The sequence below is a fragment of the Aeromonas sp. R10-1 genome, assembly GCF_040908465.1.
Taxonomy (GTDB): domain Bacteria; phylum Pseudomonadota; class Gammaproteobacteria; order Enterobacterales; family Aeromonadaceae; genus Aeromonas; species Aeromonas caviae.
The window spans coordinates 14,215-29,462 of record NZ_JBFODT010000027.1; the positions used below are offsets into that span (position 1 = coordinate 14,215).

Consider the following 15,248-nt stretch of genomic DNA (forward strand, 5'->3'; position numbering starts at 1 on the left):
CCTCCCATATCGGGAGGACTGTATGGCTGGCAACTCGTAAACGGGAAGCTCAGCAAGCAGACATATCGTCTGGCTGCCTCATGGGCAAGCGGAGGGGATTATACGGATTTTTTCCACTCACGCAAGTGAAGGCGGACAGATTGTGCGCAATGTTGTGTGGCAGATGGATCTCCAGGCGATCAAATCATCGCCATCGGCGAGACGGTAACGACAATGTTGCAAACAGGCTGATAGACTGCACCCTCGCCCCAGTTTGCGGAACGCATCCCATGCTCAAGAATCAGAAGAAAGCCTACCAGTACGGGCTCTGTGCCGTCGCCCTCTGGTCCACGGTGGCCAGCGCCTTCAAGATCTCCCTCGCCTACTTTGAACCGGTACAGCTGCTGCTGGTCGCGGCCTGCACCTCGACCCTGACCCTGGGGTGCATCGTGGCCTGTCAGGGCAAACTGCCGCTACTGCTCGACTACATCAAGAGTCGCCCCCTCTACTACCTCGCTCTCGGGGTCCTGAACCCCTTCCTCTATTACCTGCTGCTGTTCAAGGCATATGATCTGCTGCCCGCCCAGCAGGCACAGACTCTCAACTACACCTGGGCCATCACCCTCAGCCTGCTGGCCGTTCCCTTCCTCGGTCAAAAGCTGCGCCGCCGCGATGGCGTCGCCATCGTGCTCGGCTATTTCGGCGCCCTGGTGATCGCCACCAGGGGGGACGTGTTCGGTCTACAGTTCGACAGCCCCCTCGGCGTCACGCTGGCGCTGGTGTCGACCCTGATCTGGGCCGGTTACTGGATCCTCAACACCCGCAATCAGGGGGATCCCGTCGTCAGCCTGCTGCTCGGCTTCCTCATCAGCCTGCCCTTCATCATCGTGGCGACCTGGTTGCTCTCGGACTTTGCCATGACCGCCTGGCAGGGATGGGCCGGCGCCATCTATGTGGGGCTGTTCGAGATGGGCTTCGGTTTCGTGCTCTGGCTGATGGCCCTGCGCCACGCCACCAACACAGCCCCCATCAGTAACCTCATCTTCATCTCGCCGTTTGCCTCTCTGGTGCTGCTCAACCTGTTGATCGGCGAAACCATTCACCCGGCAACCCCCATCGGGTTGGCTCTCATCGTCGCCGCCCTGCTTATCCAGCAACTCAAATATGGCAAGCGCTACCGCAAGGTGAGCGCCCCCCACCCCTGACAGACAAAAGGGCGCATCTCTCGATACGCCCTGCTTTCAATCCATCCACTCCAGCGGCTGGTTCTTGGGTAGCCGGATCTCCACCTGCAAGCCCCCCAGTTCGGAGCGCCCCAACCTGATGGTGCCGTGATGCTGGGAGACTATCTTGGCAACGATGGCCAACCCCAGCCCGCTGCCTCCACCGGTGCGCGCCACATTGCCCTGGGTGAAGGGCTTGAGCACCCGGGAGTAGTCCTCTTCTGCGATCCCCGGGCCATTGTCGGAGAGTCGCAGCCGCACCCAGTGGCCATCATCCCTGAGCTCGGCCTGCAACCGGGTCGCGCCATAGCGCAGGGAGTTGCCCGACAGATTGTTGAGGATACGGCGAATGCTGATGGGATGGCAGGCCACACGCACCGCCTCCTCCGGCAGGAGCAGCTCCACTTCCAGTCCCTGATCGGTCTGCATCAGCAACGCATCGTGAATGAGCTGGGTCAGGTCGACGGGCCGGGCATCGAGTCCCTCGTTCGGGCGAATGTAGTCGATGAACTGATCGATGATGCCGTTCGACTCATCGATATCCGCATTGATGCTCTCCTTGAGGTACTCATCCCCCGAGGACATCATCTCGGTTGCGAGACGAATGCGGGTGAGAGGGGTGCGCAAATCGTGGGATACCCCGGCCATCATCAGGTTGCGCTCCTCGATCAGCCCCTTGATGGAGCTCGACATGTGGTTGAAGGTGCGGGTCAGGCGGCGCACCTCCCGCGAGCCCTGCTCCCCCAGGGCATCGGGAAAGTTGCCGCGCGCCACCGCCACGGCCCCCGCTTCCAGATCCTCCAGCGGTCGCACCAGCTGACGGGCAAAACGCCAGGCTGCAAACAGGGTCACCACCAGCAAGACGCTCATATAGAGGATGAGCGGTTCGATGTCGTCATCTTCAATTTCAGTCAGGGGAATGCGCACCCACATCTGGCTGGCCTGGGGAGGCTGGATCCAGATGATATAGTGATCCTGGATTTCAACTCTGACCCTGGTATCCCCTTTCAATTCGCGGCTGATGCTCTGCTCCAGATAGGGGTAGGGCTTGGAATCATTCAGCCCGTGCTGCTCCGCCTCGCTCTGGGTATAGATGTCGCTGCCAGTGGTGACATAGACCAGCGCCTCGGCATCTTCACTGAGCGCCAGCTGGTTGTTGTCCACCGGAAAGATGAGTTTGACCTGGTTTGCCAGCAGGTGGCTGATCTGCTTGACGGTCGGCGCCAGCAGGTAGTTGTAGAAGGTAACGTAGGAGACGACTTGATAGACCACCAGCACGGCAGCCAGAAACCAGAGCATGCGGGAGAACATGCTGCCCACTTTCTTCATGCGTTCTCACCGTCCGGTACGAACACATACCCCAGACCCCAGACGGTCTGCAGATAGCGAGGCTGGGCCGGGTCCTGTTCCAGCAGGCGGCGCAGGCGGGAGACCTGCACATCAATGCTGCGCTCGGTGGCCGTGTACTCGCGACCACGGGCCAGGTTCATCAGCTTGTCACGGGAGAGCGGTTCGCGAGGATGACTCACCAGCACCTTGAGCACGGCGAACTCCCCGCTGGTCAGGGCAACCGGTTCGCCATCACGGCTCAGTTCACGGGTCGCCAGATTGAGCTGGTAGGCCCCGAAACTCACCATCTTCTCCGCCGCGGAAGGGGCGCCGGGCAGCTCCACGGTATGGCGGCGCAGCACGGCGCGGATCCGGGCCAGCAGCTCACGGGGGTTGAACGGCTTTGGCAGATAATCGTCGGCCCCCATCTCCAGGCCGACGATGCGATCCACTTCATCCCCCTTGGCGGTGAGCATCAAAACAGGGATCTGGTTGCCGGCCTCACGCAGGCGGCGGCAGATGGAGAGGCCGTCTTCCCCCGGCAGCATCAGGTCGAGCACCATCAGGCTGAAGTTTTCACGCGTCAGCAGGCGATCGGCCTGCTCCCCGTTGGCGACACCCCGCACTACAAACCCCTGCTCGGTGAGGTAGCGCTCCAGCAAGGAACGCAGTTTCAGATCGTCGTCCACCACCAGGACCTTGTATTGCTGACTCATTGCCACCTCTCTTTTCTGTCTCCCCTCATACTAGAGCCGCCCCCTGCAACCACAAAGCATAAATATGTTACCGGTTATTGCCCTCATTCGGCCCCGGAGCCGGGAAGGATGGATGGCCAGCTCTGCTTTTTGCTCGACAGCGCGGCGACAATGACTAAGATCCCGAGCAACCGGATGCAATTGGCGAGGGAGTGATAACCCCATGAAAACCAAACTCATTACCCGTGAAGGCTACACCAGGCTCCGGCAGGAGCACGACATGCTCTGGCGGGAGGAGAGGCCCGATGTCACCAAAAAAGTGGCCTGGGCGGCGAGCCTGGGTGATCGCAGCGAGAATGCCGATTACCAGTACAACAAGAAACGCCTGCGGGAGATCGACCGCCGGGTTCGCTACCTGCGCAAGTGCCTGGAAGAGCTGACCATAGTCGACTACTCCCCCTCCCAGGAGGGCAAGGTCTTCTTCGGCGCCTGGGTCGAGGTGGAAAACGACGAGGGTGAGACCAAGCGCTTTCGCATCGTCGGCTATGACGAGATCTTCGGCCGCAAGGATTACATCTCCATCGACTCCCCCATGGCCCGCGCCCTGCTCAAGAAGGAGGTGGGCGATGAAGCCATGGTGCAAACGCCAGTGGGTGACGCCTGCTGGTACGTCAATGAGATCAGCTATTCCCAATGAGCCAGCCACCGTCATACTGGCGGTCACCGCCCAGGGCGGGCAGGAGAGTCAACCCGGCGAGCTGAAGACCCCCTCCCCGCCTTGTCGGCCAGGGTGGCATCCCGCTGCCCGACCCCATATAGTGCTCACATCCGGCGCCTTGCGGCGCCAACCGGCCCGCGCGGCAGTGGCCTGGCAGGTATCTAAAGTATCGCCAGGACAGACCCCCTGTTTGGCGACATAGCCCCACGCTGACCAGTTAGACAGGACCCGACCAAGAGACCCTCCATGCAAAGCCACGTAATAGAACATCAGATCGCCGGTGAGCTGAATGCCCGCCCGGAACAGGTGCAGGCAGCCGTTCGCCTGCTGGACGAAGGCGCGACCGTTCCCTTCATCGCCCGTTACCGCAAAGAGGTGACCGGCGGTCTGGACGACAGCCAGCTGCGTACCCTGGAGAGCCGCCTCGGCTACCTGCGTGAACTGGCGGATCGCCGCCAGGTGATCCTGCGCTCCATCGAAGAGCAGGGCAAACTGACCCCCGAGCTGGCCCGCGAGCTGAACGACGCCGACAGCAAGACCCGGCTGGAAGACCTCTACCTCCCCTACAAGCCCAAGCGGCGCACCAAGGGGCAGATGGCCATCGAGGCGGGGTTGGAGCCACTGGCGGATTTGCTGCTGGGTGACCCCATGAAGGATCCCGAACAGGAGGCGGTTCGCTTCCTCAATGCCGAGCAGGGGATCACCGACGGCAAGGCCGCCCTCGACGGTGCCCGCTACATCCTGATGGAGCGTTTCGCCGAGCAGGCCGATCTCCTCGAGAAGCTGCGGGACTACCTGTGGCAGAACGCCACCCTGCGCGCCCGCGTGGTGGCCGGCAAGGAGCAGGAAGGGGCCAAGTTCAAGGACTACTTCGAACACGACGAACCCCTGCACAAGGCCCCCTCCCACCGGGTGCTGGCCATGTTGCGCGGCCGCAACGAGGGGATCCTCAACCTGGCGCTGGTCACCGGCGAGGATGAGGGTACCAGCCCCTGCGAAGGGATCATCGCCCATCACCTCAGACTCAACCTGCAAAGTCGCCCGGCCGACAAGTGGCTGCAGGGGGTGGTGAGCTGGACCTGGAAGATCAAGCTCTCCTTGCAGATGGAAACCGAGCTGATCGGCCGCATCCGCGAGTCAGCAGAGGAGGAGGCGATCAAGGTGTTCGCCATGAACCTCAAGGATCTGCTGATGGCGGCACCGGCTGGCATGCGCTGCACCATGGGGCTGGATCCCGGCATCCGCACCGGGGTCAAGGTGGCGGTGGTGGATGCCACCGGCAAGCTGGTCGATCACGCGACCATCTATCCGTTCGAACCCAAGCGCCAGGTTGACCAGAGTCTCAAGACTCTGAGCGAGCTGTGCCAGAAGCACAAGGTCGAGCTCATCAGCATCGGCAACGGCACCGCATCCCGGGAAACCGACCGTCTGGTGAGCGATCTGTTCGAGCGCTACCCGGCCGCCAAGGCGCAGAAAATCGTGGTCAGTGAAGCGGGGGCATCGGTCTACTCCGCCTCCGAGCTCGCCTCCCAGGAATTCCCGGATCTCGACGTCTCCATTCGCGGCGCCGTCTCCATCGCTCGCCGGCTGCAGGATCCCCTGGCGGAGCTGGTCAAGATCGATCCCAAGAGCATAGGTGTGGGCCAGTACCAGCACGACGTCGGCCAGAGCCAGCTGGCCCGCCGCCTCGATGCGGTGGTCGAGGATTGCGTGAACGCGGTGGGGGTGGATGTGAATACCGCCTCGGTCGCCCTGCTCAACCGGGTTTCCGGCCTCTCCCAGACCCTGGCCCAGAACATCGTCGCCTACCGCGACGAGAACGGCGCCTTCAAGAGTCGTCAGCAGTTGCTGAAAGTAAGCCGGCTCGGGCCCAAGGCATTCGAGCAGTGCGCTGGCTTCCTGCGCATTCGGGGCGGCAGCAATCCGCTGGACGGCTCGGCGGTGCACCCGGAATCCTACCCTGTGGTGGAGCGGATCCTCGCCAAGCTGGAGCAGACCGTGGACAGCCTGCTCGGCAACAGCAGCCTGCTGCGCACCCTCAAGCCCACCGACTACACCGACGAGCAGTTCGGGGTGCCTACCGTCACCGACATCATCGGCGAACTGGACAAGCCCGGCCGCGACCCGCGTCCCGAGTTCAAGACCGCCACCTTCAAGGAAGGGGTGGAGAAAATCAGCGATCTGGTGCCCGAGATGGTGTTGGAGGGTGTGGTCACCAACGTCACCAACTTCGGCGCCTTCGTCGACATCGGCGTCCATCAGGACGGGCTGGTGCACATTTCTTCCCTCACCGATCGCTTCGTCAAGGATCCCCGCGAGGTGGTCAAGGCCGGTGACATCGTCCGGGTCAAGGTGCTGGAAGTCGACGTACCGCGCAAACGCATCAGTCTGACCATGCGTCTGGATGAAAAAGCCGGCCAGCCTGCACGCAAACCGGCCGAGCCGCGTCACACCGGCAACGCCCGACCGAAACAGGCGCCCCGTCAGAGCGCTCCGACCGAGGGCGCCATGGGCAACGCCTTCGCGGCTGCCCTGTCGAAACTGAAGAAATAAGTCCCCAGAATGCAAAAAAGCCCCGAAAGGGGCTTTTTCATGCCTGCACGGAGCGGGATCAAACGTCCTGACTCAGGCTATGCGGGGAGGCTGGCCTCACCGCTTGCTGATAGTGCCTGGCAATCACCTGGTTTCGATTGTCCATATAAGCACCGAGCGGGCCTGTGGTTTCCTGCCTGAGGGTCATCAGATCCTTGCGGGCCTGTGCCTCCTTGCCAGAGGCGGCACGGGCCACACTCAGGTCTTGTAACGATGGTTCATCGGGAGCCAGTGCAGCGGCACGCACCTGCTGCATCTTGGCGATGGTCGCGGCGGGATCCCCGGGAATGGTCCCCATGTCGATGACCACCTCCCCCCCGGTGGCATAACGCTTGCCATCCGGCCCACGGGAAAACTGGTAGGTAGGGCTCCCCGCATGCTCGCCGCCGGCTGCCTGGTGAGCCTGCTCGTGCTTGCGAACTTCGAGATCCCGTTCGACCAGCGCAGCCACCTGACGCTGCTGCTTTTGCTGCTCCTGCTGCTCACCCTCCTGACGTTGTCGACGCTCCCCCTCCTCCCCCGTTGCCTCGACAAAACGGTGCGCCACCATCACGGGGCCGGTCTGGCCGTTCTCTTTCGTGGACGAGGATGGGGTGGCGGGATTGGCCTGGGCGGCCCGGGATCTCTCTTTCTGGGAACCGACGCCGGACTCCGCGTTGGACGCTTCGCTCTGGCGGCTGGGGGGCACCAGTTCTGCACGGCGGTTGTCAGTCTGTGCCGATTCCGTCTGCGGCTGCAGTTGATTCGGAATAATGGTCGGCAGACTGACGTTGATGTTCATGTCACACCCGGATATCGATCAGGGTGCCCAGCATGTCGCTGGCCGTCTGGATCACCTTGGCGGATGCCCCGGCATGCAGCTCGGCCACCTTGAGATTCACCAGTTCATCCGGCAACTGCACCTGATCACCCGCTGGCGTATTGAGACGGGCGATCTGGCTGGACGCCTGTCCGGCCAACTGCTCGGCTCGTTGGAACCCCTGCACGCCCGCCGTCATGGCTGATTCGATACGCATTGGCACACTCCTCTGTAGGGTTGGCTAATTATCCATCAACCTGACGAGTTATTGAAGCCTGCCGCTCAAATCTCAGTCAATGAACTGCCGCAGGAGGGTGATGAACTGCTCTGGATGGGAGATGAAGGGAGCATGGGATGCCTTCTCCAGCACCAGACTGTGGCTGGCAGGGTAGCGCGCATCCAGCAAGGGAATGGCGGCCTTCGGCACCAGGGTATCCAGCCTGCCGTAAAGACGCAGCCAGGGCAGATCCAGGCCGATCAGTTCATCCCGCAGATCGACCTCGGCCAGCAGGCCCAGACCCGCCTCCAGGGCCGCAAGCCGGGGAGCGGGTCGCTCCGCCAGCCAGTGACGCAACTGGCGAATGTCGTTTCTGGCGTGCTCGCTGCCCATGGCCTGGATCGCGAGAAAGCGCTCTATGGTCTGCATGAAGTCGCCGGCCAGCATCTGGTTGAACCCTGCCAGCACCTTGGGGGCAATCCCGGGCCACTCGTCGCGGGCCATGAAGCAGGGAGAGCTGGCTACGGTAATGAGAGAGTGAAGGCGTTCAGGCATGGTCAGCGCCAACTGACTCGCCACCAGACCACCGAGGGACCAGCCGAGCAGATGGCATTTTTCAGGTAATATGGCCGCCACCTGCTCTGCCAGCCAGGGCAGGGTGTAGTCTGTCCCTGCTTGCAGGGGGCTGTTGCCAAAGCCGGGCAGGTCCACCAGATGCAGCCGATAGTGGGCAGCCAGTTCTTGGGCAATACCGTGCCAGACGGCCCCGTTCATGCCCCAGCCATGCAACAACACCAGGTCCGGGCCCTGGCCAAACCGCTCAACCGATACGCTCATCTAGACTCAAGATCCCTGTTTATCTGCTTGGAGCCTGCATGTTAAAGCGGCTGCTCGCCAAAGCAAGTCCGATCCTTGGCACCCAGTCCGACTGGCTCGGTCTGTGCCTGCTCTGTCGCCAACCCTGTGACGAGACGCCCTTGTTGTGCTCCTGGTGCCGCCACGCCCAGCGCCAGCACGACAGACGATGCCTGATGTGTGCAGCACCGCTGCCGGAGCAACATCGCGAGAGCGAACTGCTGTGCGGACGCTGCCAGCGCAGACCCGCCCCCTGGGAGCGTTTGCAGGTGATCGGCGACTATCAGGCACCCTATGCCCAGCTCATCCCCCGGCTGAAGTATTCCGGTCAGATCCTGCTCGCGCCGCTGCTTGCCCGCCTGCTGGCAGACCATCTGGACCTCGCCAACCCGCCGCAGGTCATCATTCCGGTTCCCCTGCACTGGTGGCGCCAGTGGTGGCGCGGCTTCAATCAGGCAGAAGAAATCGGCCATGCCCTGAGCGCACTCACCGGCATTCCTTGCGACACCCGCGTACTGCGCCGGACAAGGTCGACCCCGCAACAGACCCGGCTCAGTGCCGGCCAGCGACGACGCAATCTGCGTGGCGCCTTCGAAATAGAACCTCACCACTACCGGCATGTGGCACTGCTCGATGATGTGGTCACCACGGGCGCCACCGCAGGTCAGCTCACCCGGTTGCTTCATGAGCACGGCGTCACCACGGTAGAGGTGTGGGCCATCTGCCGTACCCTCCGACACCTGAAATAACCGGGCTGGGATCCGGCCCGGGAGTCCGCTGGCGGCATGATTCCGATACGCCCGGGCTCACAGGCTCGCCATCGGCACGCTACCCAAGCCCCGCCAAGCGAGTTATCATGAATACCCTAGTCGTACACTCAGGTTTATGAGGATAGTGATGATCAGCATTTCCGACACCGCCCAGGCCCACTTCCGCAAGTTGCTGGAGAAGCAGCCTGATGGCACCAACATCCGGGTGTTTGTGGTCAATCCGGGAACCCAGAATGCCGAGTGCGGCGTATCCTATTGCCCACCCGACGCGGTCGATCCGGAAGATCAGCACCTGCCCTTCAGCGGCTTCGACTGCCTGGTCGATCCCCTGAGCGCCCCCTTCCTGGTGGATGCCACCATCGATTTCGTCACCGATCAGATGGGCTCCCAGCTCACCCTGAAAGCCCCCAACGCCAAGATGCGCAAGGTGGCCGACGACGCCCCGCTGATCGACCGTATCGAATACGTGCTGATGTCCGAGGTGAACCCCATGCTGGCCGGTCACGGCGGCAAGGTCACCCTGGTCGAGCTGACCGACGACAAACTGGCCATCCTGCAGTTTGGCGGCGGTTGCAACGGTTGCTCCATGGTCGACTACACCCTGAAAGAGGGGATCGAGAAGCAGTTGCTGGAGAAATTCCCGGGCGAGCTCAACGGCGTCAAGGATGCCACCGAGCACCAGCGCGGCGACCACTCCTACTACTGATTTGCCCCCTTGCGGCAAAGAAAAGGCCCCGCCAGTTGGCGGGGCCTTTTGCATGCTGCGGCTGGCAGAAGATCACTCGTCCTTCTTGTCTCGCGACAGCAAGGCGATGGCCGCCTCTTTCGGATTCTTGCCCTCGTACAGCACCTTGAAGATCTGTTCGCAGATGGGCATCTCGACGCCGCAACGGGCCGCCAGCAGATGCACTTCTTTGGTGTTGCGATAGCCTTCCACCACCTGGCCTATCTCGGCCATGGCGGTGTCAACCGACTTGCCCGCTCCCAGCGCCAGACCGAAACGGCGGTTGCGCGACTGGTTGTCGGTACAGGTCAGCACCAGATCCCCGAGCCCCGCCATCCCCATGAAGGTCTTGGCGTCGGCCCCGAGGGCGGCGCCGAGGCGCTGCATCTCCACCAGGCCCCGGGTGATGAGCGCGGTTCTGGCGTTGGCGCCAAAGCCGAGTCCGTCGGAGAGACCGGCACCGATGGCGATGACGTTCTTGACCGCCCCGCCCAGCTGCAGACCGATGAAGTCCGGATTGGTATAGACCCGGAACGAGCGGCCGCAGTGCAGCAGGTGGGAGAGATCGTCAGCAAAGTCGTCGTGGGTCGAGGCCACCGAGATGGCGGTCGGCAGACCGGCAGCCAGCTCGCGGGCGAAGGTCGGGCCCGAGATGACCGCCAGTGGAATGGCATCCCCCAGCACCTCCCGCGCCACCTCTTGCAGCAGACGGCCGCTGTCCGGCTCCAGCCCCTTGGTCGCCCAGGCGATCCGGGTATCCGGGCGCAGGAAGGGTTTGACCCGGGCCAGTACCTGGCCGAACACATGGCTCGGCACCACCAGCAGCAGCACGGGAGCGGCTTGCACCGCCGCCTGCAGATCCGACGTCAGTTGCAGATCGGCCGGGAAGGGGACATCCGGCAAGAATGCCTTGTTGCAGCGATCCTGTTCCAGCTCGGCGACATGGGCAGGGTCGTGACCCCACAGCAGGGTCGGATGACCATTGCGCGCCAGAGAAATGGCAAGGGCGGAGCCATAAGACCCCGCCCCCAGGACCGAGATTGCGATCTGGTCGGCCATTATCAGGCTTCCGCAGTCGCCTGCTGGGCCTGTACCTGCGCCATGTGCTGGGCGAACAGGGCGTCGAAGTTGACCGGTGCCAGGTTCAGTTGCGGGAAGGAACCCTTGCTCACCAGGTTGGACACCGCTTCGCGGGCATACGGGAACAGGATGTTCGGGCAGAAGGCCGCCAGGCAGTGGGCCAGTTGCGGCTCAGGCAGGTTGCCGATGGTGAAGATGCCGGCTTGCTGCACTTCGCACAGGAAGGCGGTCTCGGTTTCCAGCTTGCAGGTGACAGTCAGGGTCAGCACCACTTCATAGACGCTGTCGGCCAGGACATTGGTCTTGGTGTCCATGTCCAGCTTGACGTCCGGCTGCCACTCTTTCTGGAAGATGTGCGGGGTATTCGGGGCTTCGAAGGAGACATCCTTGGTGTAGACACGCTGGATGTGGAATTCCGGTTGCACTTCCTGGTTGTTGATTTCGTCAGCCATTTCGTTTGATTCCTTTTTAAGATAATGAGTGGGCGCAGGCCCTTAAATCAGCGTTTTTTGGTCACCGGCAGATTGTCTGCACGCCATTGGGCCATGCCACCGCTGAGCACATACACCTGCTTGAAACCGGCCTTGCTCAGTTGGCGACCCGCGCCACCAGCGGTCATCCCCGACTCGCACACCACTATGATGGGGGCATCCTTGTGCTTTTCAACCGGACCCAGATTATTCGCCTGGATCTGGGCGAGCGGCAGGTGATGGGCCCCGGCCAGATGGCCCTTGGCAAATTCATCCTGACTGCGAATGTCCACGACGGTGGCATTTTCACGGTTGATAAGCAGGGTAGCGGCGTGGTTGTTGACCGCCTTCACCGGAGAAAAACGAGCACGCACAGTGGTATACACCAGGGTGCCTGCCAGGCCCAACCAGGCTGCGGTCAGCAGCGGATTGCGGGCCGCGAAATCCAAATACTCTTGCATCTTCTACTATCCAGGGACCAAGACAAGGGCCCGAGTATACATGGGGCCCTGCATAAGATCAGCCATCTTGGCGGCAAAGCGAGAGCAAGCTCCCATCAGGGATGGCTGCCGATTCTTCCTCCTCCAACCGGGCCGAACGAGAGGATGCTCCATGCCGAAAAGAGGGGGAAACAGAGGAAAACCCGCCGCGGCAGACAAGCCGGCAACATGCCTAAAACAGCGGGATAACAGTTAAAAAGCGAGGCTGGAGAGGGACTTGGCTATCAGGTGACTATTTCGGCAGATGTAGTAATATTACGCTAGTTTCACTTCCCGCAATTCATTCCTATCCGAGAGGACATAGCCTTATGTCAACAGCTAAGAAACCGCTGGTTCTGGTCATCATGGACGGTTGGGGCTACAGCACCAAGCAAGAGTACAACGCCGTTGCTGCCGCCAAGACCCCCAATCTGGATCGCCTGGCCCGTGACTACACCAGCACCCTGATCTCCGGCTCCGGCCTGGACGTGGGTCTGCCGGACGGCCAGATGGGCAACTCCGAAGTGGGCCACACCAACATCGGTGCCGGTCGCGTCGTCTATCAGGAGCTGACCCGCATCTCCAAGGACATCCAGGACGGCGACTTCTTCCAGAACGTCGAGCTGGCCAAGGCTGTCGACGCTGCCGTGACCAAGGGCAAGGCCGTGCACATCATGGGTCTGATGTCCCCGGGTGGCGTACACAGCCACGAAGAGCACATCATGGGCATGATCGAGATGGCCGCCAAGCGTGGCGCCGAGCAGATCTACTTCCACGCCTTCCTGGATGGCCGCGACGTCCCGCCGCGCAGTGCCCAGTCCTCCATCGAGCTGTTCGACGCCCTGTTTGCCCGACTGGGCAAGGGTCGTTTCGCCTCCATGATCGGTCGTTACTACGCCATGGACCGCGACAACCGCTGGGATCGCGTGCAGCAGGCCTATGACCTGATGACCCAGGGCAAGGGCGAATTCACCGCCGACAACGCCACCGACGCGCTGGCCGCCGCCTATGCCCGCGACGAGAACGACGAGTTCGTCAAGGCCACCCGCATCGGCGACGCTGTACCGATGATCGACGGCGACGCGCTGATCTTTATGAACTTCCGTGCCGACCGCGCCCGCGAAATCACCCGCGCCTTCGTCGACAGCGACTTCACCGGCTTCGCCCGCACCGCCACCCCGGCCCTGCACTTCGTGATGCTGACCGAATACGCGGCCGACATCAAAACCGCCTGCGCCTATCCGCCCACCGCCCTGGTCAACACCCTGGGTGAGTGGCTGGCCAAGCAGGGCAAGACCCAGCTGCGCATCTCCGAGACCGAGAAGTACGCCCACGTCACCTTCTTCTTCAACGGTGGCGAAGAGGCCTGCTTCACTGGCGAAGATCGCGAAATCGTAGCGAGCCCGAAAGTGGCTACCTATGACCTGCAGCCGGAGATGAGCTCCGAAGAGCTGACCGACAAGCTGGTTGCGGCCATCAAGAGCGGCAAGTACGACGTCATCATCTGCAACTACCCGAACGGCGACATGGTCGGTCACACCGGCGTGTTCGATGCGGCCGTCAAAGCCTGTGAAGCGGTCGACCACTGCATCGGTCGCGTCACCGACGCCCTGGCGGAAGTGGGCGGCGAGTGCCTCATCACCGCCGACCATGGCAACGCCGAGAAGATGATGGACGAAGAGACTGGTCAGGCCCACACCGCCCACACCAATCTGCCGGTTCCCCTCATCTACTTCGGTCGTAAAGCCGAGGTCGCCGAAGGTGGCAAACTGTCCGATCTGGCCCCCACCATGCTGACCCTGATGGGTCTGCCGGTGCCGCCGGAAATGACTGGCAAGCCCCTGATGATTCTGAAATAATCCTGCCCCATGCGGGGATGCGAAATTATTTCACAGAAAACCAGTCGCGTCGGCCTGTTGGCCGGCGCGCTGTTTTTTTGCCTGATCGGCGGTACCGGCACAGCCCAGGCTGCGAACCAGCAGCTGGGGGCCATGCAGTCCCAGATCAAGGAACAGCAACAGACCCTCAAGCTCAGCAAGCAGGAGCTTGCCAAGCTCAACACCCAGCTCAAGGCTGACGAGCAGGCCATTTCGGCTGCCGCCGCCAAACTCGAGCAGACCAAACAGCAACTCCGGCAGAACCAGCAGAAGCTGGCGTCCCTGCAGCAGGACAAGCTGGCACTGGAGCAACAAGCAAAACATCAGAAACAGTTGCTGGCCAAGCAGGCGGAAAGCGCCTTCCAGGCGGGCAACCACGATTACCTCAAACTGCTGCTCAACCAGCAGGATCCGGCCAAGCTGAGCCGCGCCCTCGACTATTTCGACTACCTCAACAAGGCCCGTATCGAGGCCATCGAAGCCCTGCGCGCCACCCGTGACAAGCTGGCCAAGAACCAGCAGGCCACCAAAGAGACCGAGAACCGCCTCCAGACCCTGCTCGGCGAGCAGCAGGAGCATCACCAGAGCCTGCTGGCCAGCCAGCAGAGCCGTGCCAAGGTGCGTAACCAGTTGCAGCAGTCGGTGCAGGCCGACGAGCAGAAGCTCGACAAGCTGGTCAAGGCGGAGAAAGCGCTCAAGGCGCGGCTGGAAGAGCTGCGTCGCCAGCAGGAAGAAAAGGAACGCCGCGAACGGGCCGAGCGGGAGCGCCTCGCCAAGATCAAGGCCGAGCAGGAGCGCCAGCGCCGTCTGGAGGCCCAGCGCCTGGCAGCCGAACAGAAACGCATCGAGGAGCAGCAGCGGATCGCGGCCCAGCAGCGCCAGGTCGGCGAACAGCAGCGGCTGGCGGCCCAGCAGCAGCGCGTCGCCGAACAGCAGGCCAAGGTGGCGCAGCAGCAAGCGGCCGCCCGCAACAGCGCCAAGGCGAGCAGCAACGGCTACGGCGGTCTGAGCACGGGTGGCAACCTGCGCTGGCCGGTGCAGGGCCCCATCCTCATCTCCTACGGCTCGCCGCGTACCGCCGAGCTGAAGTGGAAGGGCACCCTGATCGGCGCCAGCGAAGGGACCCAGGTCAAGGCGGTGGCACCGGGACAGGTGGTCTACGCCGACTGGCTCGACGGCTTCGGCATGCTGCTGGTCATCGACCACGGCAAGGGCTACATGAGCCTCTACGGCCACAACCAGTCGCTGCTGCGCCAGGTGGGACAAAAGGTGGAGCAGGGTGAGCCCGTGGCCCTGGTCGGCGACAGCGGCGGACAGGAGCGCTCCGGCCTCTACTTCGAGATCCGCTATCAGGGCGAGGCCATCAACCCGACCAAGTGGCTGGCCAGACGCTAGGCCCGCCTTGTCGGTGCCCGAGTGGAGTCCGCTACCTCATCCCCAG

At 62.5% G+C, this 15,248-nt stretch carries 15 protein-coding genes; 7 read left to right on the forward strand and 8 right to left on the reverse strand.

The annotated features are described in order from the left end of the window. Window positions 1–269: 269 nt before the first annotated feature. Window positions 270–1,184, forward strand: a complete 915-nt coding sequence (locus tag AB5Y93_RS14000; protein ID WP_368229645.1) for a DMT family transporter — start codon at window positions 270–272, stop codon at window positions 1,182–1,184. Window positions 1,185–1,220: 36 nt separating this feature from the next. On the opposite strand, the gene envZ is transcribed toward AB5Y93_RS14000, so the two are convergent. Further along, window positions 1,221–2,531: a two-component system sensor histidine kinase EnvZ gene (gene envZ / locus AB5Y93_RS14005; RefSeq protein WP_010672557.1), complete on the reverse strand. Its 1,311-nt coding sequence runs from the start codon at window positions 2,529–2,531 to the stop codon at window positions 1,221–1,223. Continuing rightward, entirely contained in the window at window positions 2,528–3,247 is a 720-nt protein-coding gene (gene ompR, locus AB5Y93_RS14010; protein ID WP_010672556.1) for a two-component system response regulator OmpR, read from the reverse strand. The genes envZ and ompR overlap by 4 nt, the downstream gene beginning before the upstream one ends. A gap of 202 nt (window positions 3,248–3,449) precedes the next feature. Here ompR and greB point away from each other — a divergent pair, with 202 nt between their 5' ends. Both greB and AB5Y93_RS14020 read left to right on the forward strand, forming a co-directional pair. Further along, complete coding sequence (gene greB / locus AB5Y93_RS14015; protein ID WP_041214073.1) at window positions 3,450–3,923, forward strand: transcription elongation factor GreB; 474 nt, start codon at window positions 3,450–3,452, stop codon at window positions 3,921–3,923. A 267-nt stretch (window positions 3,924–4,190) separates the two neighbouring features. Further along, on the forward strand, window positions 4,191–6,497 hold the full coding sequence (locus AB5Y93_RS14020) for a Tex family protein (protein ID WP_368153940.1): 2,307 nt from the start codon (window positions 4,191–4,193) through the stop codon (window positions 6,495–6,497). A 58-nt stretch (window positions 6,498–6,555) separates the two neighbouring features. Here the strand turns inward: AB5Y93_RS14020 and AB5Y93_RS14025 are convergent, their stop codons facing one another. The 3 genes from AB5Y93_RS14025 to bioH form a co-directional block, all read right to left on the reverse strand. Then, window positions 6,556–7,317 carry a putative metalloprotease CJM1_0395 family protein gene (locus tag AB5Y93_RS14025; protein WP_368229646.1) on the reverse strand — a complete coding sequence of 254 codons (762 nt, stop codon included), beginning with the start codon at window positions 7,315–7,317 and terminating at the stop codon, window positions 6,556–6,558. Between the two features lies 1 nt (window position 7,318). After that, a complete protein-coding gene (locus AB5Y93_RS14030; RefSeq protein ID WP_010672552.1) occupies window positions 7,319–7,552 on the reverse strand; it encodes a hypothetical protein in 234 nt (77 codons plus the stop codon). 72 nt (window positions 7,553–7,624) lie between these two features. Next, complete coding sequence (gene bioH, locus AB5Y93_RS14035) at window positions 7,625–8,389, reverse strand: pimeloyl-ACP methyl ester esterase BioH (protein ID WP_041212176.1); 765 nt, start codon at window positions 8,387–8,389, stop codon at window positions 7,625–7,627. 38 nt (window positions 8,390–8,427) lie between these two features. Here bioH and AB5Y93_RS14040 point away from each other — a divergent pair, with 38 nt between their 5' ends. Together AB5Y93_RS14040 and nfuA are read left to right on the forward strand one after the other, a co-directional pair. Then, a complete protein-coding gene (locus AB5Y93_RS14040) occupies window positions 8,428–9,156 on the forward strand; it encodes a ComF family protein (protein WP_029313494.1) in 729 nt (242 codons plus the stop codon). 148 nt (window positions 9,157–9,304) lie between these two features. Beyond that, entirely contained in the window at window positions 9,305–9,883 is a 579-nt protein-coding gene (gene nfuA / locus AB5Y93_RS14045; RefSeq protein ID WP_010672549.1) for a Fe-S biogenesis protein NfuA, read from the forward strand. A 72-nt stretch (window positions 9,884–9,955) separates the two neighbouring features. On the opposite strand, the gene gpsA is transcribed toward nfuA, so the two are convergent. The 3 genes from gpsA to AB5Y93_RS14060 are packed head-to-tail and all read right to left on the reverse strand — an operon-like array spanning window position 9,956 to window position 11,912. Next, window positions 9,956–10,960 carry an NAD(P)H-dependent glycerol-3-phosphate dehydrogenase gene (gpsA, locus tag AB5Y93_RS14050; protein ID WP_010672548.1) on the reverse strand — a complete coding sequence of 335 codons (1,005 nt, stop codon included), beginning with the start codon at window positions 10,958–10,960 and terminating at the stop codon, window positions 9,956–9,958. A gap of 2 nt (window positions 10,961–10,962) precedes the next feature. Next, a complete protein-coding gene (gene secB / locus AB5Y93_RS14055) occupies window positions 10,963–11,433 on the reverse strand; it encodes a protein-export chaperone SecB (RefSeq protein WP_010672547.1) in 471 nt (156 codons plus the stop codon). A 47-nt stretch (window positions 11,434–11,480) separates the two neighbouring features. Next, entirely contained in the window at window positions 11,481–11,912 is a 432-nt protein-coding gene (locus AB5Y93_RS14060; RefSeq protein WP_010672546.1) for a rhodanese-like domain-containing protein, read from the reverse strand. A gap of 347 nt (window positions 11,913–12,259) precedes the next feature. Here AB5Y93_RS14060 and gpmM point away from each other — a divergent pair, with 347 nt between their 5' ends. Together gpmM and AB5Y93_RS14070 are read left to right on the forward strand one after the other, a co-directional pair. Continuing rightward, window positions 12,260–13,789 carry a 2,3-bisphosphoglycerate-independent phosphoglycerate mutase gene (gpmM, locus tag AB5Y93_RS14065; RefSeq protein ID WP_045522397.1) on the forward strand — a complete coding sequence of 510 codons (1,530 nt, stop codon included), beginning with the start codon at window positions 12,260–12,262 and terminating at the stop codon, window positions 13,787–13,789. 9 nt (window positions 13,790–13,798) lie between these two features. After that, window positions 13,799–15,202 carry a peptidoglycan DD-metalloendopeptidase family protein gene (locus AB5Y93_RS14070; protein ID WP_368229648.1) on the forward strand — a complete coding sequence of 468 codons (1,404 nt, stop codon included), beginning with the start codon at window positions 13,799–13,801 and terminating at the stop codon, window positions 15,200–15,202. Window positions 15,203–15,248: the final 46 nt, after the last annotated feature.